At 70.4% G+C, this 20,649-nt stretch carries 17 protein-coding genes; 13 read left to right on the top strand and 4 right to left on the bottom strand.

What is annotated here, in order from left to right:
* Positions 1–432: 432 nt before the first annotated feature.
* Positions 433–1,128: an alpha/beta fold hydrolase gene (locus ACFVX6_RS37225; RefSeq protein ID WP_389699025.1), complete on the bottom strand. Its 696-nt coding sequence runs from the start codon at positions 1,126–1,128 to the stop codon at positions 433–435.
* 87 nt (positions 1,129–1,215) lie between these two features.
* On the bottom strand, positions 1,216–2,460 hold the full coding sequence (locus tag ACFVX6_RS37220) for an MFS transporter (protein ID WP_389699024.1): 1,245 nt from the start codon (positions 2,458–2,460) through the stop codon (positions 1,216–1,218).
* A 280-nt stretch (positions 2,461–2,740) separates the two neighbouring features.
* On the opposite strand from ACFVX6_RS37220, the gene ACFVX6_RS37215 reads away from it, so the two are divergent.
* The 6 genes from ACFVX6_RS37215 to ACFVX6_RS37190 all read left to right on the top strand — a co-directional run bounded on the left by ACFVX6_RS37215 (position 2,741) and on the right by ACFVX6_RS37190 (position 9,880).
* On the top strand, positions 2,741–3,778 hold the full coding sequence (locus ACFVX6_RS37215) for a LacI family DNA-binding transcriptional regulator (protein ID WP_389699023.1): 1,038 nt from the start codon (positions 2,741–2,743) through the stop codon (positions 3,776–3,778).
* A 204-nt stretch (positions 3,779–3,982) separates the two neighbouring features.
* Entirely contained in the window at positions 3,983–5,182 is a 1,200-nt protein-coding gene (locus tag ACFVX6_RS37210) for a thiolase family protein (protein ID WP_389699022.1), read from the top strand.
* Positions 5,183–5,341: 159 nt separating this feature from the next.
* Entirely contained in the window at positions 5,342–6,781 is a 1,440-nt protein-coding gene (locus ACFVX6_RS37205) for an aldehyde dehydrogenase family protein (RefSeq protein ID WP_389699021.1), read from the top strand.
* A gap of 110 nt (positions 6,782–6,891) precedes the next feature.
* Complete coding sequence (locus ACFVX6_RS37200) at positions 6,892–7,299, top strand: thioredoxin family protein (protein ID WP_389699020.1); 408 nt, start codon at positions 6,892–6,894, stop codon at positions 7,297–7,299.
* Positions 7,300–7,359: 60 nt separating this feature from the next.
* Positions 7,360–8,790: a dihydrolipoyl dehydrogenase family protein gene (locus ACFVX6_RS37195; protein ID WP_389699019.1), complete on the top strand. Its 1,431-nt coding sequence runs from the start codon at positions 7,360–7,362 to the stop codon at positions 8,788–8,790.
* Between the two features lie 580 nt (positions 8,791–9,370).
* On the top strand, positions 9,371–9,880 hold the full coding sequence (locus ACFVX6_RS37190) for an ATP-binding protein (RefSeq protein ID WP_389699018.1): 510 nt from the start codon (positions 9,371–9,373) through the stop codon (positions 9,878–9,880).
* A 42-nt stretch (positions 9,881–9,922) separates the two neighbouring features.
* On the opposite strand, the gene ACFVX6_RS37185 is transcribed toward ACFVX6_RS37190, so the two are convergent.
* Together ACFVX6_RS37185 and ACFVX6_RS37180 are read right to left on the bottom strand one after the other, a co-directional pair.
* Positions 9,923–11,149 (bottom strand): ROK family protein, encoded by a 1,227-nt coding sequence (locus ACFVX6_RS37185; protein ID WP_389699017.1) that lies wholly within the window; start codon positions 11,147–11,149, stop codon positions 9,923–9,925.
* A gap of 232 nt (positions 11,150–11,381) precedes the next feature.
* Entirely contained in the window at positions 11,382–12,668 is a 1,287-nt protein-coding gene (locus tag ACFVX6_RS37180) for an ROK family protein (protein WP_389699016.1), read from the bottom strand.
* A 117-nt stretch (positions 12,669–12,785) separates the two neighbouring features.
* On the opposite strand from ACFVX6_RS37180, the gene ACFVX6_RS37175 reads away from it, so the two are divergent.
* From ACFVX6_RS37175 to ACFVX6_RS37145, 7 genes are all read left to right on the top strand, one after another.
* Complete coding sequence (locus ACFVX6_RS37175; protein WP_389699015.1) at positions 12,786–13,637, top strand: sugar phosphate isomerase/epimerase family protein; 852 nt, start codon at positions 12,786–12,788, stop codon at positions 13,635–13,637.
* Complete coding sequence (locus tag ACFVX6_RS37170) at positions 13,634–14,788, top strand: substrate-binding domain-containing protein (RefSeq protein WP_389699014.1); 1,155 nt, start codon at positions 13,634–13,636, stop codon at positions 14,786–14,788. Before ACFVX6_RS37175 ends, ACFVX6_RS37170 begins: the two co-directional genes overlap by 4 nt.
* A 61-nt stretch (positions 14,789–14,849) precedes the next feature.
* Complete coding sequence (locus tag ACFVX6_RS37165) at positions 14,850–16,043, top strand: Gfo/Idh/MocA family protein (RefSeq protein WP_389699013.1); 1,194 nt, start codon at positions 14,850–14,852, stop codon at positions 16,041–16,043.
* A gap of 3 nt (positions 16,044–16,046) precedes the next feature.
* Positions 16,047–17,606, top strand: coding sequence for a sugar ABC transporter ATP-binding protein (locus tag ACFVX6_RS37160; protein ID WP_389699012.1), 1,560 nt, complete (start codon positions 16,047–16,049; stop codon positions 17,604–17,606).
* Positions 17,603–18,580: an ABC transporter permease gene (locus ACFVX6_RS37155; protein WP_389699011.1), complete on the top strand. Its 978-nt coding sequence runs from the start codon at positions 17,603–17,605 to the stop codon at positions 18,578–18,580. Before ACFVX6_RS37160 ends, ACFVX6_RS37155 begins: the two co-directional genes overlap by 4 nt.
* A gap of 44 nt (positions 18,581–18,624) precedes the next feature.
* Positions 18,625–19,716, top strand: a complete 1,092-nt coding sequence (locus tag ACFVX6_RS37150; protein WP_389699010.1) for a Gfo/Idh/MocA family protein — start codon at positions 18,625–18,627, stop codon at positions 19,714–19,716.
* Positions 19,713–20,633 (top strand): sugar phosphate isomerase/epimerase family protein, encoded by a 921-nt coding sequence (locus tag ACFVX6_RS37145; RefSeq protein ID WP_389699009.1) that lies wholly within the window; start codon positions 19,713–19,715, stop codon positions 20,631–20,633. The genes ACFVX6_RS37150 and ACFVX6_RS37145 overlap by 4 nt, the downstream gene beginning before the upstream one ends.
* Positions 20,634–20,649 lie beyond the last annotated feature (16 nt).

Raw genomic sequence — 20,649 nt, 5'->3', positions numbered from 1 at the left:
ACTAAGCGATGGCCTTCGGCCACCCTTGACGGACCGTCCCACCACGGAAAAACACAAGACTTCCGGGATCCCCCCGGGGAATGGCCGGGGGCGAAGTGTGGGGAGGGGGCGAGTAAGAAGGACATCCGGGTCGGGGGGCGCGACAGATCGCTACGCGCTCCCGCTCGGCCAAGCGACTGCCGGTCGGCTGTGGGGGCACCGTCACGTGCCGTGCCTTGTGATCGACACTTCTCGCCGCGCGCGCTGTTCGCGGCTCTCGCTGCCTCGGCCGCCGCCCCGCTCACCGGGCTGACCGCCTCCCCGGCCTCCGCAGCCGCCGCCTCGCTCCGTGTTTGAGGCTCGGCTTGATAGCCGCAGTACAACCCATCAACCCCCTCGCCCGGCTGCGGAGTTCAGGCGAGGGGGTTGGTGCGTGTGCTTGGCGCTTCGTGCTTAGAGCCAGCCCTCCAGCGAGGCCATGAAGCCGTCGAAGTCGTCGCGGTGGATGGTGTGGCCGGCGCCGGTGACCGAGCGGACCTCGAAGCCGCGTTCCTTGAGGACCGTCGCGCGCTCCGGTGAGATGAGGAAGCTCGGGTCCGCCAGCTGTACGAGGGACGGGACCACCGGTGCGGCCGGCAGGAGGTCCGTGCCCATCAGCGGGGTCAGGCTCAAGGCGGTCGCCTCGTCCCAGACGGCAAGGGTGGCCAGTTCGATGTCCACGTCGGCCTCCTCCCAGCGGGGGTTCATCGCCTGGATCTGTTCCTTGGGCGCGGACTTGAACTGGGCGAACATCTCGGGGCCGAAACCTTCGCCGAGCTCCGCCAGGTGCCAGGCGGGGTCGGAGAACACGGCGCGCTTCGGCTTCAGGCGGTCGACGGCCTTCGAGAGGGTCAGGCCGCCCAGGGAGTGGCCGATGGCGAGCTCGGCGCCGGCCGGGAGCGTTTCGACTACGTCGTCGGCGAAGGCCTCCGGGCTGTACTCGCCCCGGCCGCTGGCTCCGTGGCCGCGCAGGTCCACGGCGATGGCGCGGTAGCCGCGGTCGGCGAGGGCGGGGCCGACCCGGCGCCAGGTCCGGTGGTCGGCCATGATCCCGTGGATGAGGAGGGCGATGCGGTCGCCTTCGCCCCAAGTGTGGGTGTGGAGCTGCACGTTGTGCCTTTCAGCGTCAGGGGCGAGTGGTGAGTGGTGAGTGGTGAGTGGTGAGTGGTGAGGGAGCGTGGGTGCGCTGCCGCCCGCCTAGCGGACGCTGCGGATCGGCTTGACGGCCAGGGCGCCGGCCACTGCCAGAGCGGCGGCCGCGATGAACAGGGCCGTGTAGCCGCCGCTCACGGACACGATCACCGAGGCGATGAAGGGGGCGACGATCTGCGGGCCGGCGTTGGCGATGTTGAGTACGCCCATGTCGCGGGCGGCGTCCTCGGCCTTGGGGAGCACCATCGTCACCAGCGCGGTGTCCACGGCCATGTAGCAGCCGAACGCGAGGCCGTTGATCACGGCGAAGGCCAGCATGGCCGTCCAGCTGGTCGACAGGGCCGGGATCAGCAGGGCGATGGCGGACAGCAGGGCGGAGGCGCCTACGAAGAGCTTGCGGCGGTCGTACTTGTCCGAGAGCCAGCCGCCGAGGACGGTGGAGACGACCATGGCCACGCTCGTCAGCGGCATCATGATGGCCACCGCCGCCTCCGGCTTCATGCCCTCGGGCAGCACGGTGTGGTCCTGGAGGATGTACAGCTGGTAGCCGCTCACCGCGAAGTAGCCGAGGACCAGGAGGGCCCGCCCGATGAACGCCCAGCGGAAGTCGTGGTCCTTGAGGGCGCTCGCGAAGGCGGCGAGCTGTGCTTTGACCGGCATGGAGGGCTTGGCCGGGCGCCGTTCCTCGCGGGTGCAGACGGTGAACAGGACGGCGGCGCCGGCGACGATCGCGCCGAAGATCAGGTATCCGGTGCGGTAGTCGTCCGAGAAGGCCGCGCCGATCAGGGCGCCGACGGTCGAGCCGAGCGGCAGGCCGAGGCCGACGGCGGCGGAGGCCTTGCCGCGGGCGCTCATGGGCACCCGGTCGGGAACCACGGAGGTGATGGCGGCCTGGTAGATGTTCATCACGGCCTGGCCGAGGCACCAGGCGATGGTGATGAGGAGGATCGTGTCCGCGGCGCCGAGCAGGAACATCGCCGGTATCGCGGCGAGTCCACCGCCCAGGATCCAGGGGTTGCGCCGTCCGCTGCGGTCGGACAGGGCGCCGGCGACCGGGTTGAAGACCGTAGCGAAGATCGCCGAGACCCCCGCGATCAGGCCGAAGTTGGCGACCTTGTTCGCGGCGTCGATGTCTTCGACCTGGAGGGCGAGGAGTACGCCGGCGACGCCGATGTAGAGGGCGTACATGGCGCCGTTGCCGACGAGCAGCAAGGGGAGCAGGCCGCGCCGGGAGGCGGGGGCGTCGGTGGTGGCGGCGGCGGTGCCGGTGCCGGGGGAGGAAAGGGCCACGGTGCCCTCCTGGGCAGTTTGGGAAGGGGCGAGGGAGGGGTGCACTGAGGGGTGTGGGGAGAAGTGCGCGCCGCCCTGTCGCGACGGCGGGGGTGCGACGGAACGCGGCAGGGCGGCGGCACGACGGGGCACGGCACGGGCACGTGTGGAGACACCTTTGGTGAAGCGCGGGTGACGCCGTGGTTACACGTGTCAGTGAATCGTGTAACCACTGTGTAGCATTGGTTTCCGGCCATCCGCTAGCCCCTGGGCACAAACGGTCTGGAAAGATGCCACGGCAATGTCTCAGTCATCGAAGCCGCCGAAGCCCCCCACGTCGCCGTCCCCGTCGCCGGTGCCCGTCCCGACCAGCGCGGACGTCGCCCGTCTCGCCGGAGTGTCGCGCGCGACGGTCTCGTACGTCCTGAACAACGCGGAGGCCGTACGCATCAGCGAGCCGACCCGCCGCAAGGTGCGCGAGGCCGCCGAGGAGCTCGGCTACGTCCCCCACGCGGCCGCCCGCAGTCTGCGCGCCGGGCACACGCGCATCGTGCTGCTGCCCACCTCGCACGTGCCGATCGGCCCGCTGTACAGCACCTTCCTCAACGAGTTGCAGTGGGCGCTGCGCAGCCTGGACTACACGGTGGTCCAGTACGGCAGCCTCGGCCTCACCGGTGACGAGGCCGCGCGGGCCTGGGCCGAACTGCGGCCGGTCGCGGTGCTCTCCCTCGGGGAGATCGCCCTGTCCGCGCACAACGTGGCCACGCTCCAGCGGGCCGGGGCGCGCGCGGTGCTGACGATGGGGCCGCAAGCAGTTCCCGGGGCCCACGCGCTGGTCATGGACCAGGCGGAGGTCGGCGCGCGGGCGGCCGAGCACCTGGTGGAGCGGGGCCGGCGGCGGATCGGCGTGGTCGTTCCGGAGGAGGAGGGGCTGGGCCTCTTCTCCACGCCCCGCCTGGAGGGCGCGCGGTCCGTGGCGGGGGCGGAGATCGTGGCCCTGAAGATGGCCTACTCGGAGGAGTCGGCGGCGGAGCTGGCGCAGCGGTGGGGTTCGCTGGGGCTGGAGGCGGCGTTCGCGTACAACGACGAGTACGCGATGCTGCTGATGCGGGCCTTCCAGGACGCGGGCCTGCGGGTGCCGGAGGACGTGGCCGTCATGGGCGCGGATGATCTGTTGATCGGCCGGTTGCTGCGGCCGAGGCTCAGCACGGTGCAGATCGAGATGCCGACGGGCGAGCGGTTGGCGGCGCTGGTGGACGAGGCGGTACGGGAGCCTGCGGCGGCGGTACGGAGGCACGACCTGATGGCGGCGGTGGCGGTGCCGCGGGACTCGACGTGAGCCGGTGGCCCCGCGGCGCTTTCGGCTCTGCCGGCGGGTGAGGCGCGGGGTACGGGTGCAGCTCGGGGCCGGGGGGCGTTGACAGGGGGGTCGGGGCGACGGAGACTTCGGGCGCGCCCCACCCGGGCGCGGGCGGAGCGTGCGCCGGGCCGGACTGTGGTGTCGGTGTGCCGCGCCGCTTCCCGTTCGCTCCGGAGGGACTCCATGAGCATCCGTACCGTCCGCGACGTCTACGTCGTCGACGCCGTCCGCACGCCGATCGGGAAGTTCGGCGGCGCCCTCGCCGGGGTCCGCCCCGACGACCTGGCCGCCCACGTGGTGCGCGCGCTCGTGGACCGTACGCCCGCACTGGACCCGGCCCGCATCGACGACGTCGTCTTCGGAGACGCCAACGGCGCGGGCGAGGACAACCGGGACGTGGCCCGCATGGCGGTGCTGCTCGCCGGGCTCCCCGTGACCGTTCCCGGGGTCACCGTCAACCGTCTCTGCGGCTCCGGCCTCGAAGCCGTCGTCCAGGCGGCCCGTGCCATCGCGCTCGGCGACGCCTCCGTCGCCATCGCGGGGGGCGTCGAGTCCATGAGCCGGGCCCCCTGGGTGGTGCAGAAGCCGGAGCGCGCCTTCCCGGCCGGGCACCAGCAGATGTGGTCCACCACGCTCGGCTGGCGGATGACCAACCCCCGGATGCCCGCCGAGTGGGCCGGTTCCTTGGGCGAGGGCGCCGAGCTCGTCGCCGACAAGCACGGCATCACCCGCGAGGCGCAGGACGCCTTCGCGCTGGAGAGCCACCGCAAGGCGGCCGCCGCTTGGGCCGCGGGGCAGTACGACGCCGAGGTGGTCCCGTACGCGGGTGTGGATCTGTTGCGCGATGAGTGCATCCGCGAGGGTTCCGGCCCGGAGGCGCTCGCCCGTCTGAAGCCCGCCTTCCGGAGCGACGGCACCGGCACGGTCACGGCGGGCAACGCCTCGCCGCTCAACGACGGGGCCGCCGCACTGCTGTTGACGGACGAGGAGGGACTGGCCGCCACAGGGCGGGAGCCGCTGGCCCGGATCAGCGCGTCGGCCGTCACCGGGATCGAGCCCCAGCTCTTCGGTCTGGGGCCGGTGGACGCCGTCGAGCGCGCGCTCGCCAAGGCGGGCCGCGGTTTCGCCGATCTGGCCGCCTTCGAACTCAACGAGGCTTTCGCAGCGCAGGCGTTGGGATGCCTGGCGTCCTGGCCGGAGCTGGATCCGGCCGTGGTCAACCCGCGCGGCGGGGCCATCGCGATCGGGCACCCGCTCGGCGCCTCGGGTGCCCGGCTGGCCGGTTCGGTGGCGCACCAGCTCGCGGCGGCCGGATCCGGTACCGGGATCGCGGCCCTGTGCATCGGTGTGGGACAGGGGATCGCCCTCGTTCTGGAGCGCTGACCCGCCCCCCGGGGGGTGGTCGATCGTTTCCGGTCATAGTCGGTCGGCAACTGCGCGGTAGGCGAAGAGAATTGATGCCTCCGGTGCGGAGGGGTGGCACGATGGCGCGTGCTGCCGCCACCCCCCCGCCACGCTCCCCGCATCCGGAGGCCTCGCGCCATGCCGTTCCTCGATCCGACGCTCTGGCAGGACGGACCCACCCTCACCGGAGGTACCGCCCCGGTCCTCGAACCCGCCACCGGCCAGACCCTCGCAACCATCGACCTGGCCGCCCCGTCCGACGTGGCGGAGGTCGCCGTACGGGCCCACGCGGCCCAGCGGGACTGGGCACGGGCCACCCACCTGGAGCGGGCGGCCGTGCTGCGCCGGGCCGGGGACCTGTTCACCGCCCACGCCGACGAGCTGCGGGACTGGCTGGTCCGGGAGTCCGGATCCATCCCCGGCAAGGCCGACTTCGAGCTGCACGTCGCCGCGCAGGAGTGTTACGAGGCCGCGGCCCTCGCCTCGCGTCCGGCCGGGCAGGTGCTGCCGAGCGAGGCGCCGCGGCTGTCCTTCACCCGCCGCGAACCCGTCGGTGTGGTGGGGGTGGTGGCCCCCTTCAACGCGCCGCTGATCCTCTCGATCCGCTCGGTCGCGCCCGCGCTCGCCCTCGGCAACGCGGTGCTCCTCAAGCCGGACCGCCGTACCGCCGTCAGCGGCGGGCTCGCACTCGCCGCCGTCTTCGCGGCGGCCGGTCTGCCGGGCGGACTGCTGCACGTCCTGCCCGGCGGAGCGCAGACGGGCGCGGCGGTGGTCGCCGATCCGCTGGTCAGGGTCGTGTCGTTCACCGGGTCCACCGCGAGCGGCCGGGCCGTCGGTGAACTGGCGGGGCGTCACCTCAAGCGCGCCCACATGGAGTTGGGCGGAAATTCGGCCCTCGTCGTACTCCGTGACGCCGACGTGGAGGCGGCCGTCGCGCAGGCCTCCTGGGGCTCCTTCTTCCACCAGGGTCAAATCTGCATGACGGCCGGCCGGCACCTCGTGCACGCCTCGCTCTACGACGAGTACGTGGAGCGGCTCGCCGCGCGCGCGGAGGAGCTCGCGGTCGGGGACCCGTACCGCGAGCGGGTGCACCTGGGGCCGCTCATCGACCGGTCCCAGCTGGACCGGGTCCACGGCCTGGTGGAAGCCAGCACCGCACAGGGCGCCAAACTCGTCACGGGCGGCGCCCACCAGGACCTCTTCTACCGGCCCACGGTGCTGGCGGGAGCCGGCGACGACAGCCCCGCCTACGCGGAGGAGGTCTTCGGTCCGGTGGCGCCCGTACGGTCCTTCGCGACGGAGGACGAGGCCGTGGAGCTGGCCTCCGCCGGCCCCTACGGGCTCTCCCTCGGGATCGTGACCGGCGACGCGGCGCGCGGGCTGGACCTGGCGGGGCGGATCCCGGTCGGGATCGCACACGTCAACGACCAGACGGTGAACGACGAGGCGGTGGCCCCCTTCGGTGGCGTCGGCGCGTCCGGCACCGGCGCCCGCTTCGGCGGCGAGGCGAACCTCGACGCCTTCACCGAGCTGCGCTGGACCACGCTCCGGGCCACCCCGGGCGGGCATCCCTTCTAAGGGGTCTCCCCGGAGCGCATTCTGTGCATTGTCCGCGGTCAGGAATGCTTCGAGCCGGTCGTTCGTTCAGGGGAAACAAGCACCACAGCACTCTGGAGGTCTGGAAAACCGTGGCTACTGTCGAACTCACCAAGGAGAACTTCGACCGGACGGTGAGCGAGAACTCGTTCGTCCTGATCGACTTCTGGGCGGGCTGGTGCCGCCCCTGCCTGCAGTTCGCCCCGGTCTACGAGAAGGCCGCCGAGGCCAACCCCGACCTGCTCTTCGCCAAGGTGGACACCGAGGCGCAGCAGGAGCTGGCCGCGGCCTTCCAGATCAGCTCGATCCCGACCCTCATGATCGTCCGGGATCAGGTCGCGATCTTCTCGCAGCCCGGCGCGCTGCCCGAGGCGGCGCTGACGGACCTCATCGCCCAGGCCCGGGCGCTCGACATGGACGAGGTGCGCACGAAGATCGCCGCCGAGCAGGGCGGCGGCGCCGGCGCCACGGCCGAGGAGCCGGGCACGCCGGACGCCTGATCCGGCACGCCGGACGCCCGATTGCGTGACGGGCCCCCGCCCGACGGTGAGACTGGCCCGATGAGCGAAGCGGTGGAGTACGACGTAGTGGTCCTCGGCGGGGGCCCGGCCGGCGAGAACGTCGTGGACCGGGCCCGCGCCGCCGGGCTGAGTACGGCGCTGGTCGAGAGCGAGCTGGTGGGCGGCGAGTGCTCGTACTGGGCCTGCATCCCCAGCAAGGCGCTGCTGCGCCCGGTGCTGGCGCGGGCCGACGCGCGCCGGGTGCCCGGTCTCGCGGGGGCCGTGGCGGGTCCCCTGGACGCGGAAGCGGTGTTGGCGCACCGGGACTACTGGACGGGGAACTGGAAGGACGACGGCCAGATCGACTGGCTGGAGTCGGTCGGCGCCCACGTGTACCGGGGGCACGGACGGCTGTACGGGGTCCGCAAGGTCGCCGTCACCAGCCCGGAGGGGGAGCACCACGTGCTCTCCGCCCGGCACGCGGTCGTCGTCGCGACCGGCACCCGGGCCGTGATCCCGGAGCTGCCGGGCATGGCGGACGCCCGGCCGTGGACCAGCCGCGAGGCCACGTCGGCGCAGGCGGCGCCGGGCCGACTGCTGATCGTCGGCGGGTCGGTGGTGGCCGCGGAGATGGCCACGGCCTGGCAGGCACTCGGCTCCCGGGTGACCCTGCTCGTACGGGGCTCCGGGCTGCTGCCGCGCATGGAGCCCTTCGCCGGGGAACTGGTCGCCGAGGCGCTGCGCGAGGCGGGCGCGGTGGTCCGTACGGGTGTGGCCGTCGAGTCCGTCGTACGGGACGGCTCGACCGGGCCGGTCACCGTGGTGCTCGAAGGCGGCGAGACGCTGGAGGGCGACGAGCTGCTGATGGCGACGGGGCGTACCCCGCGCACCGAGGACATCGGGCTGGACACCGTCGGGCTCACGCCGGGCGGGTGGATCGCGGTGGACGACAGCTGCCGGGTTCCGGGGATCGACTGGCTGTACGCGGTCGGCGACGTCAACCACCGGGCGCTGCTCACCCACCAGGGGAAGTACCAGGCCCGGATCGCGGGCTCCGTCATCGCCGCCCGGGCGGCGGGCAACGCCCAACTCGACACCGGCCGTTGGGGCGCGCACGCGGCGACCGCCGATACGGAGGCCCTCCCGCAGGCCGTCTTCACCGACCCGGAGGCCGCGTCGGTGGGCCTGACCCTCGCGGAGGCGGAGCGCGCCGGCCACCGGGTCCGGGCCGTGGACCACGACCTCGGCAAGGTCTCCGGAGCGGGCCTGTACGCCGACGGCTACCGCGGCCGGGCCCGCATGGTGGTGGACCTGGACCGCGAGGTCCTCCTCGGCGCCACCTTCGTCGGTCCGGGCGCGGCCGAGCTCTTGCACGCGGCGACCATCGCGGTCGCGGGCGAGGTGCCCATCGCGCGGCTGTGGCACGCGGTCCCGGCGTTCCCGACGATCAGCGAGATCTGGCTGCGGCTGCTGGAGACGCATAGAGGGTAGCTACCGTCGCTAAGGACACAGGGCTGAGGCCTGAGTGCATGGTTTGGCGGTACATGTGACCAAACATGCTTGAGGCGGCTGTGGGCGATGGTTCGTCGGTGTTCTCCGCCTCTCGCAGATGACCGCCGCGACAACCTCCCCCGAGCGGCAACGAGAAAACATCCTCACGGCCGCCGCGTCGGTGGGTGGGTACGTGCACGCGTGATGCGCGAGTAACAGGCCTATGGCTACAGCGAGTTGAGTCAATGGAGAGCAGCTCCGACAAGGAGGCCGGCGCCGGCACAGCACGGGCATGCTGCCGGTCGAGATCCGGCCATACGTGTGGCGCCCGCACGTGCCCGCCCTCCCCGTCCGCCCCCCCCGTGGGGGCGCGCGGGTGGATGGTGAGGCGATCGAGGTTTGAGCCTCTTTATGTCCGTAGGAATACTAATAGCGGCATCTTGTGCCTGCCTTCGAACTAATCGATTCTTGTGTACAGGCCTTCAGTAGCAGCGAAGGCGGTAGCCCTGAGGGGCACCTCACCTCCACGGAAGAGCGGAAGAAGGGAGTCGTTGTGTCTACTGAGAGAGAGGAATCAGCCATGCTTCTCTACACGACAGAGCGTTCGCCGCGCGGCTTCCGCGTGCCGGCCATGGCCGGAGAGGTGTCCAGGGCCCGGCGGCGGGTTGTTGCCATAGCGAGGGACTGGCAACTGCCGCTGGACGAGGAGTACCTGCAGGACCTTGAGCTGCTGGCGAGCGAGGTCATCACCAATGCCGTCGAGCACACCGAAGGTACGAGCATCGTGTGTGTTCGCTGGACTGGTGTGCGGGTGCGGGTGGAGGTCAGCGACGGCGACCCTTGCGAACTGATCCCTGCGGTTTCCGGCCCGGACGAGGAGTCCGGGCGCGGGCTGCTGCTCGTGACGAGCCTGGCCGCCAGCTGGGGGACGCATCCCCATCGCGAGGGCAAGGTCGTGTGGTTCGAGATTGGCCCTGCAGTAGTACCCGTCGCCGCGGCGAAGGTTGAGTTCTCCGCAGGGTGCCGCCATGCGCGAGACGACGCGTCAAGCGGGGGCGAGCAGCGCGTACTGGCCCGCCTGGGTGCCTGAAGAGCGCAGCCGGGAACCCGGCCTGGCCCTACGTGTCGTTGCTCAGGTCTCGGACAGCAGGTGCGCCAAGCCGTGGTGGCTGAAGACCTTCTTGGCGCCGAGAGCGATGGCACCCACCGTTCCCGCCTCCGTGCCGAGTTGGGATGTGGTGATGGTCAGCTTCCTGGTGGCCAAGGGCAGAGCTCGCTCGTAGACGACCGCTCGTACTCCGGAGAGGAGTTCGTCGCGCAGTTCACTCAGCGGGCCGCCGAGGACGAGTGTTCTGGGGTTGAAGACGTGCACGAGCATGGCGACCACGTCCCCGAGGTCCGTTGCCGCCTGCCGGATGCGGCGGAGCGCCTGCGCATCGCCTGCCGAGACGCGCTGGGCCAGGACCTGCGAGCCGTGGAGGGGGTTGCCCTCGGAGGACTCCGGGATCTGTAGATCGTTGAGGACCGCGCGCTGAGAGGCGATGGCCTCGAGGCACCCCAGCTTTCCGCAACGGCAGAGTACGGCCTCCCCGTGGAACGCGCGGATGTGGCCGATGTCCCCGGCAGCGCCGTCGGCGCCGCGGTGTACGTCGCCGTCGGCGGTTACCAGGCCGGCGCCGATACCAGCGGCGATCTTGATGAACAGCAGGGGGGTCTCGACATCGTCCAGGCTTGCCTCCCCGAGAGCCATGAGGTTGACGTCGTTGTCCACGACCACTGGTGCGGCGAGGGCATCGTGCATGTAGGCACCTACCGGGAAACCGTCCCAGCCGGGCATGATGGGCGGCTGCACGGCGCATCCACGGGTGTAGTCGACCGGGGCGGGCAGACCGACGACCACTTGGCGGACGGTCGTGTGCTCGATCTCCGGCCGCGCGAGCAATTCGCGGAGTCGTTCGACGACGGCCGCCAGGACACTCTCCGGGCCGTCCTCCACCTGTGTGTCGACCACCGCTCGGGCAATCACCCGGCGGCAGAGGTCCGCGATCGCTACACGGGTCGCATCGGTGTCGACGTCCACACTGACGATGACGCCCGCGCGCGGGCTGATGGTCAGCACTCTCGGGGGCCTGCCGCGGACGGACTCGTTCGCCTCCGTCTCCTCGACGATCCCGCGCGCGATGAGGTGGTCGACCTGCTGGCTGACTGTCGAGCGGGCCAGTCCCGTCCGGCGGGCGATATCGGCGCGGCTGGTCGCCTCCCCACAGGTGACCAGGGTGAGCACCTTGCGCAGCGGAGCCGGGATCGGCGCCGACGGGCGCGCATGCCAGGCAGGCAGATCTTCCGCTTGCACATCCATACAAATGAACCTAACTCCCCTAGCTCCTGACAGCCAGCGAACTAAATCATCCCGTAAGCGGCCTCAGGTCCCAGGAGCGATGAGACCGCCGGAACGGTGGCGGTCCAGGTGTCCGGTGAGTGGTGCGGCGACCCCGCTGCGGGGAGGAACGGGGTCGCCGCCCTCCGCCCGGATGGCCGGGCGAAGCTTCGTGGTGGGGTGCCCGGCGGTTCGGCCCGTGCCCGGAGTGGCCCTAGTCCGCCGTCTTGATGCCGACGAGCATGGGCTGTCCCGCGGGTGAGCCGTCGTCGATCCAGCTCGCGAGCCGTTCAGGGGCGAAGAGCTCGTCCACCACCATGAACCCCGCGCCTCGGAGGCCCGCGCGGTCGTTCTGGGTACGGATGATCTGCAGGTCCCTGGTAGCGAGCGGGAGCGACCGGCTGTAGACGACCTTGCGGATGGTGGACAGCAGGAGGTCGTTGGAGGCGGCCACTCCGCCTCCGATGATGATGTGGGAGGGGTTCGCGAAGTTCACCAGGGTCGCGAGCATCTCGCCGATGAAGTGGCCGGCGTTGGTCATCAGCTCGATGGCGGTGGGGTCGCCGTGGCTGGCGGCCCGGGCGACGTCGCGGGCGTCGAGGCGTTTGCCGGTCTTCGCCAGATCCTCCAGGAAGCGGCTGCGGCCGTCCGCCGCTGGCACCGCCGCGGCGCCGGCGAGGGCGGCGCCGCCCGCGAGGGCCTCCAGGCAGCCGACGTTGCCGCACCGGCAGATGATGCGGGCGTCGTCGACGACTTGGACGTGGCCGACGTCGCCGGCGCAGCCGTTGGCGCCGCGGTGCAGGCGGCCGCGGGAGACCAGGCCGGCGCCGATACCCGTGCCGATCTTGATGTAGACGAGGTCGCGGACCCCCTGGGCGAGGCCGCCGCGCAACTCGCCCAGCGCCATCATGTTCACTTCGTTGTCCACCCACACGGGGGCTCCGTACCGGGCGGCGAGCCTGTCGCGCACCGGGTAGCCGTCCCAGCCGGGCATGATCGGCGGCGACGCCGGGCGCCCGGAGGCGAACTCGACGGGCCCCGGCACGCCGATGCCGATCCCCCAGATCGCGGGCGCCGGCTCCGGCCTCCGCGCGAGCAGATCGTCGAAGAGCTCTTCGACGCGGGTCAGCGTCGTGTCGGCTCCCACTGCGACGTCCCACGGCTCCTCGTGGTGATCGGCCAGATGGCCGGCGAGATCAGTGAGTCCGACACTGAGGCTGGTGGCCCCGAGTTCGGCGGCGAGGATGTGCCCGGCCTCGGCCCGATAGCGCAGTTCGCGGGGCGCGCGGCCGCCGGTAGACGCACCCATCGTGCCCTCGTCCACCAGACCGGAGCCGACCAGCTGGTCGACGCGCTGGGTGATCGCCGTCCGGCCCAGACCAGTGCGGCGCCCCAACTCGGGCCGGGTGCGCGCCTCCCCGCTGCGGACCAGGTCGAGGACCGTGACCAGGGTATTGACCTGATCGGGTACGACCGGTGCACGCGGAACCCCGTTTACCATCCCGAACCTCACCTTCCAATGTTGCTCCAGGTTAAGTTCCGTAGTCTACGGCATTGTGTTTTGCACGTGACGTACATAAGATTGCCTTCTCCAAGCAACCCAAGGGAGTCTGTGGACATGAAGCTCGGATACCACTCGATCACCTGGGGCGGTGTCGTCGGTCACGCGCAGGGAGTGACCAGCGTGAAGGACCTCTACTACCGGGCCAACGGCTCGATGCAGAAGGCGCTGGCGGACATCGCCGCGGCCGGGTACCAGGGCGTCGAGATGTTCGACGGGAACGTGGCCGATTTTGCTGACCGCCCCGAGGAACTGCGGCAGCTCTTGGAGGACGCTGGGCTGGAGCTGGTCAGCGTCTACACCGGCGCGAACTTCATCTACGCGGACTGCCTGCCGGACGAGCTGTGGCGGGTGGAACGCGCGGCCCGCCTCGCGGCGCTCTTCGGCGCCGAACGCTTGGTCGTCGGAGGCGGGGCCCGCCGGGCGGCCGGCGTCGCCGACGAGGACTACGACCGGCTCGGCCGGGCGCTGGACCGGGTCGTCGACATCGCCGAGAACCTCGGACTGAACGCGACCTACCACCCGCACCTGACGACGATCGTCGAGAGCCCCGCGGAGCTCGAGAAGATCATGAGCAAGTCGCGGATCTCGCTGTGCCCGGACACCGCCCACCTGGCGGCCGGCGGCGGCGACCCCGCCGAGGTCATCAGGCGCTATCCGGACCGGATCAGCCACATCCACCTCAAGGACTTCCGCCCGGACCCGGCTGCCTTCCTCCCCCTTGGACAGGGCGTCATCGACTTCCCCGACGTCCTGGCAGCCATCCGCGAGGTCGATTTCGACGGCTGGCTCATCGTCGAACTGGACGAGTACGCCGGCGACCCCCAAGAAGCAGCGCGGAGCAGCAAGGCCTATCTCGATGACCTGCTGGCCGCGTCTCCCAGCGACACCCTCAGGAGAACACAGTGAAGTCACCGCCCGTTCGGCTCGCTCTTGCCGCCTGCCTCGTGTTCGTCGTGGCCGGATGCAGTTCTACCGCTGGCACGTCCACCCATCAGAGCACCAGAATCTCGGCGAAGGCCGACGCCGCGCTCTCGGAACTGCGGGGGCGCGTCCTGAGCAAGGGACCGCACGGCGAGTCCCCGGCGGTCGCCTCCGCCCTCACCCTGACCGTGGACGAGGAAGCCCAGGTCCGCGCCAAGAACGCCACGGCGGCGATCGTCATGCACACCGGCGGCGACGATTGGTCGCAGGCGCAGATCGCCGGTCTCAAGTATCAGTTCGAAAAGCTCGGCATCAAGGTCGTGGCCGTCACGGACGCCGCCTTCAAGCCCGACAAGCAGGTCTCCGACATCGAGACCGTCTTGAGCCTGAAGCCCAGCATCATCGTCTCCCTCCCCACCGACGCGGTGGCCACCGCGAATGCCTACAAGGAGGCAGCCAAAACCGGTGCGAAGCTGGTCTTCATGGACAACGTGCCCCAGGGCATGACGGTCGGCGAGGACTACGTCAGCGTCGTTTCCTCGGACAACCGCGGCAACGGCGTCGTCTCGGCCCACCTCATGGCCAAGGCGATCGGTGGCAAGGGCAAGATCGGCGTCATCTTCCACCAGGCCGACTTCTTCGTGACCAAGCAGCGGTACGACGGCTTCCTGAGCACCATCCAGACCGACTACCCGGACGTCAACGTCGTGGAGCAGAAGGGCATCGCCGGACCGGACTTCGCCGGCGACGCGCAGGCCGCTGCCAACGCGATGCTCACCAAGTACCCCGACCTCTCCGCGGTGTGGGCGGTATGGGACGTGCCCGCCGAGGGCGTCATGGCAGCGGCGCGCTCGGCCGGACGCTCCGACCTGGTCCTCGTCACCGAGGACCTCGGTAAGAACGTGGCCATCTCGCTGGCGAAGGGCGACCTCGTCAAGGGTCTGGGTGCGCAGCGCCCCTTCGACCAGGGCGTGGCCGAGGCCACCCTTGGCGCGTACGGCTTGATCGGAAAGCAGGCGCCGCCCTATGTGGCACTCGACTCCTTGGCCGTAACCCACGACAACGTGCGCGAGGCGTGGACGCAGGTCTACCACCAGCCCCCGCCCGACTGGCTGAACAGCTCGTACAAGAAGTAGCCGTGGTGGCCGCCGCCCCGCGCGGCGGCCCCGCGGTCCTCCGACCCTGAAAGGACCATTCGTGCGTACCATCAACGTCGGCCTCATCGGCGCCGGATTCATGGGCAAGGCCCATTCCCTCGCCTACGCGGCGATGCCCATGTTCTACTGGCCGGCCCCGGCCATGCCGCACCGGCTGATCATCGCCGAGGTCAACGAAGGCCTCGCCGCCGAGGCCGCGCAGCGGTTCGGGTTCGAGCACTCCACCGCTGACTGGCGGCGCGTCGTGGACGATCCCCGAGTGGACCTGGTGGACATCGCGACCCCCAACCACATGCACGCCGAGATCGCCGCCGCAGCGGCTGCCGCGGGCAAGCACATCATCTGCGAGAAGCCGCTGGCCCGCACCGGCGAAGAGGCCCGCGGCATGTACGAGGCCGTACGCGGCGCCGGCGTGGTGAACATGGTCGCGTTCAACTACCGGCGCACCCCCGCCGTCGCGCTGGCCCGGAAGTACATCGAGGAGGGGGCCATCGGCACCGTCCTGAACTTCCGCGGCACCTACCTGCAGGACTGGTCGGCCGACCCCCAGTCTCCGCTGTCCTGGCGCTTCAGCCGGGAGTTCTCCGGGTCCGGGGCGCTCGGCGACATCGGTACCCACGTGCTGGACATGGCCCGCTACCTCGTCGGTGAGATCGCCTCGGTCAATGCGGTCCTCACCACTCACATCAAGGACCGCCCCATCCAGCAGGGCGGCGCGGACAAGCTCGGTAGCGCCGGGCGGGCGGCGGGCGATGTCCCGCGCGGCGTCGTGGACGTCGATGACGAGGTGATGACCGCCCTGCGGTTCAGCTCGGGCGCGGTGGGATCACTGGAGGCGACCCGTAACGCCTACGGACGCAACAACTACCTCACCTTCGAGATCCACGGCACCGAGGGCTCGATCGCCTTCAACTACGAGCGGCGCGACGAGCTGCAGGTCTGCTTCGCCTCGGACCCGAAGGACCGACGGGGATTCCGCACCGTCTACACCGGTCCGGCTCACCCCTACGGTGAAGGCCTCTGGCCGATCCCGGCCCTGGGCATCGGCTACGGCGAGACGAAGATCATCGAGTGTTACGACCTGTTCCGGGCCATCGTCGACGGGACGCCCGCCGGTCCCGACTTCGCGGACGGCTACCAGATCGCGCTGGCCTGCGACGCGATCACCGCCTCGGCCGAACGGGGCGAGTGGGTCAACGTCCCCCTCGTCGCCGACCTGTATGACGGGGGCTGAGCCATGAACCAGGACGTCCCCGACTACACCCCTCCGCCCTATGTGAGGGCCGATGCCGGACCCGAGTTCGCCGTCCAGATGCGCGGCATCAGCAAGGCGTTCAGCGGCGTGCCGATCCTGACCGACGTCGACTTCGACGTCCACCGGGGCGAGGTCCACGCGCTGGCCGGCGGGAACGGCGCCGGGAAGTCGACGCTGATGAAGATCCTTCAGGGCGTCCACTCCCTCGACGCCGGTGAGATCCTGATCAGTGGCCGGAAGGTGGATCTCCGCTCGATCCACGACGCGAAGGCCCACGGCATCGGCATGGTCTTCCAGGAGTTCAGCCTGGTGCCGACGCTCACGGTGGCGCAGAACATCTTCCTCGGCCGCGAGCCCACCGGCGCAGGCGGGCTCATCGACGACCGCGAGGCGGTGCGGCGGTCACGCGAGATCTTCACCGAGATGGGCGTCGACATCGACCCGCGCGCCGAGCTGGCCGGGATCGGCACCGCCTACTGGCAGCTCACCGAGATCGCCAAGGCGCTGGCACAGGACGCCCGGGTCATCATCATGGACGAGCCGACCGCAGCGCTGGCCAAACATGAGACGGAGACCCTGTTCGAGCTCATCCGCCGGCTCCAGGCCCGCGGGATCTCGATCGTCTACATCTCGCACCGCATGGACGAGGTGTACCGGATCGCCGACCGCATCACGGTCCTGCGCGACGGCCGCAAGGTCATCACCTCGCCGCTGGCGCTCCTGACCACAGAGGACATCATCGAGGAGATGATCGGCCGCCGCCTCGAGGGCGCGATGCACTGGCAGGAGCGTAGGGTCGACCGGTCCGGCACCCCGCTGCTGGAGGCGCGCAACCTGAAGGCCGGCAGCCGGGTTCAGGACATCTCCTTCAAGCTGTATCCGGGGGAGATCGTCGGTCTCGCCGGGCTCATGGGCAGCGGCCGCACCGAACTCGCCCAGTGCCTGTTCGGGATCGATCCGGTCGAGGACGGCGAGCTCCTCTTGCGGGGACGCCGCACCCGGATCCGCGATCCGCGGGCGGCGGTCTCCGCCGGTCTCGCCCTCATCCCCGAGGACCGGCGCGTCCAGGGCCTCGTGCTCGACCACAGCGTGCGGGACAACCTCCTGCTTCCCCTGCTGTCGGAGCTGCGGCGCGGACCGCTGGTCAACGACCGCGCGGGAACCGAGCTCGCCGACCTGCTGATCGGCAAGATGGGGATCAAGGTCGCGTCAGCAGCCAAGCCCGTCCGGCTGCTGTCCGGCGGCAACCAGCAGAAGGTCGTCATCGCCAAGTGGCTCGGCACCGGTCCGGACGTCGTGATCATGGATGAGCCCACCGCAGGCGTGGACATCGGTACCAAGACGGAGATCATCGCGATGATCCGGCAGCTCGCGGACGAGGGCAAGGCCTTCTTGCTGATCTCCTCGGAGCTGCCGGAACTCCTCGCCGTCAGCGACCGCGTCCTGGTGCTGCGGGACGGCACCGTCGACCAAGAACTCGACCGGCGCGACATCCCCGACGAGGGAACGCTGCAACTTGCCATTCAGGGAGCACAATCGTGAAATCGCACGCGGCCGTTCCGCCGAAGTCGCTGTCCTCGGCCGTCGCGGCGATCCGCGCCACCGACTGGCGTAATTACGTTATCTACATTGGGTTCGTTGCCATCTTCCTGCTGTTCGCCGTCACCCTCGGCGACAGCGGCTTCCTCAGCAGCACGAACTTGCTCAACATCGTCAGACAGACCGCGACCATCACCGTGATGGCCGTCGCCGTCACCTTTGTGATCGCCTCCGCCGAGATCGACCTGTCCGTGGGGTCGGTCGCCGGTCTGGCCTCGGTGGTCTCGGCAATGACCGTGGCCAGTCACGGCCTCGTCCCGGGCATCCTGGCCGGCCTGGCCGTCGGCCTCGTCGTCGGCGCCATCAACGGGGGCTTGGTCACCCTGCTGCGCATCCCGTCGTTCCTGGTCACCCTCGGCATGCTCGGCATCGCGGTCGGCGTCTCGCAGTGGATCACCAAGTCCGCGCCGCAGCCGATCCTCAACGACACCTTCAACCAGGTGTTCGGCTCCGGCAACATCGGCCCCGTCCCGGTCCTCATGGTGTGGTCCGCGGCGTTTGTCCTGGTCGGAGCCGTCGTCCTGGCCAAGACCCCCTTCGGCCGGAAGGTCCTCGCCACCGGCGGCAACCGCACCGCCGCCGAATACACCGGCATCAACACGGCCCGCATCAAGTTCTACGTCCTGGTGGGATCCGGGCTCGCGGCCAGTGTGGCGGGCATGCTCTACGCCGGTCGCCTCCAGTCCGGCCGCTTCCAGTGGGGAGCCGGTGACGAGCTCTCTGTCATCGCTGCTGTCATTCTCGGTGGGACCAGCCTGTTCGGCGGCCGCGGTTCAGTCATCGGAACCCTGGTCGGGGCGCTCATGATCGGGCTCATCAACAACGGCCTGATCCTGGCCGGCCTCGATGTCAGCCAGCAGCAGATCATCCGGGGCGTCATCATCATCCTGGCCGTGGCGCTGGCCCGGCGGAAGTAAGTGATCATGCCTCCCGCAATCCCGTCCCGACGAATCGAGGAGCCATGACCGACCGGCTGCGCATCGGCATCGCCGGTACCGGATTCATTGGTGAGGTCCACGCCCGGGCGGCTCGGGCGGCCGGTGCCGTCGTCACCGGGGTCGCCTCCTCGACGCCCGCCCGGGCCGTCGCCGCCGCGGGCCACCTGCGGGTGGACCACGCGGCGGCGTCGGCGGAGGAACTCGCGGTCGCCGACTACATCGACGTACTGCACGTGTGCACTCCCAACCACCTGCATGCCGGCCTGGCCCAGCTCGCACTCGCGGCCGGCAAGCACGTCGTGTGCGAGAAGCCGCTGGCGACCAGCGTCGCCGACGCCGAGAAACTGCTCGACGCGGCGTCGCAGACCGGACTCGTCGCCACGGTCCCGTTCGCCTACCGGTACTACCCCACGGTCCGAGAAGCCCGCGCCCGCATCCAGCTCGGCGCGACGGGTCCCGTACACCTCGTGCACGGTTCCTACCTGCAGGACTGGCTCTCCAGCGCGGACGACGACAACTGGCGCACCGACCCTGCTGTCGGGGGAGCGTCACGGGCATTCGCCGACATCGGCGTGCACTGGTGCGATCTGGCCGAGTTCACCTCCGGACACCGCATCGTGCGGCTTGTCGCCCGCATGCTGACCGCCGTCCCCGAACGCCGATCGCCGCTGGCGACGCCGATCGGCACCGAGGACGCGGCGACGATCCTGTTCGAGACCGACAACGGGGCGATCGGCTCGCTCGTGGTCAGCCAGGTCTCCCCGGGACGCAAGAACCGGCTCTGGCTGTCCCTCGACGGACCCTCCTCGTCCCTGTCCTTCGACCAGGAACTGCCCGAGTCGCTGTGGGTGGGGACTCGGGGCGAGAGCATGCTGGTGCCTCGCGGCAGTCCGGCCATGTCCGACGCCGCCGCGCGGTACTCCGTCCTGCCCGTCGGTCATCCCCAGGGCTTCCAGGACTGTTTCAACGCATTCGTCGCCGACACCTATGCGGCGATCGCCGGTGATCCTCCCGAGGGGCTGCCGACGTTCGCCGACGGTCTACGCTCCGCTGTCCTGACCCAGGCCGTCATCGAATCCGCGGCCACCGACCGATGGGTGGAGGTGCCCCGATGAAACTCGGCTTCCTCACTGCCTGCTTCCCGGACCGGAGCCTGGAGGAGATCGCGGCCTGGGCCGCGTCCTGCGGGTACGAGGCACTCGAAGTCGCGGCCTGGCCGGATCTCGGCGACAGGCCCTACACCGCGACCCATCTCAAGGCGGAGACCTTCACCCCCGGCGAGGCCGAACGCGTCACCGAGCTGTTCGCGACGCACAACCTGACCCTGTCCTCACTGGCCTACTACGACAACAACCTGCACCCCGACCCGACGGAGCGGTCCGCCGTCAACCAGCACGTGCTGGCCTGCCTCGACGCCGCCGCGCTGACCGGCTGCCCCACGGTCGGCACGTTCGTCGGCCGCGACCCGGGCAAAAGCGTCGCCCAGAACATGCGCGAAGCCGAGGCCGTGTTCGCGCCGCTCGTCGACCGGGCCGGGGAGTTGGGCGTCAAGCTCGTCATCGAGAACTGCGTCATGGAGGGCTGGCATCCCGACGGCTACCCCGGAAACCTCGCCTACTCCCCCGAACTGTGGGAGTGGATCTTCTCACTGGGGCTGTACCTCAACTTCGACCCCTCGCACCTGGTCTGGATGGGCATCGATCCCGTGGCCGCCGTCCGCCCCTACGTCGACCACGTGGCGCACGTCCAGGCGAAGGACATCGAGACGTTCCCCGAACTGCGCAACCGGTACGGCTACCCCGGCAAGGCCGTGGGCCGGACCGATCCCTGGGACGTCGGCTGGTGGCGCTATCGCGTTCCGGGGCTGGGAGAGGTCGACTGGAGGCGCCTGATCGACGTGCTCTACGAGGGCGGATACGACGGCGTCATGTCCGTGGAACACGAGGACCCGGTCTGGGGCGGCACCGAAGAACGCGTCCGCACCGGTCTCCGCATCGCCCATCGAACCCTGCGCCCCCTGATCGTCATGTGACCTTCTGTACACGAGC

The organism is Streptomyces sp. NPDC058289 (assembly GCF_042880975.1).
Classification (GTDB): domain Bacteria; phylum Actinomycetota; class Actinomycetes; order Streptomycetales; family Streptomycetaceae; genus Streptomyces; species Streptomyces stoeckheimensis.
This window is presented reverse-complemented; position numbering and strand designations above follow the sequence as displayed.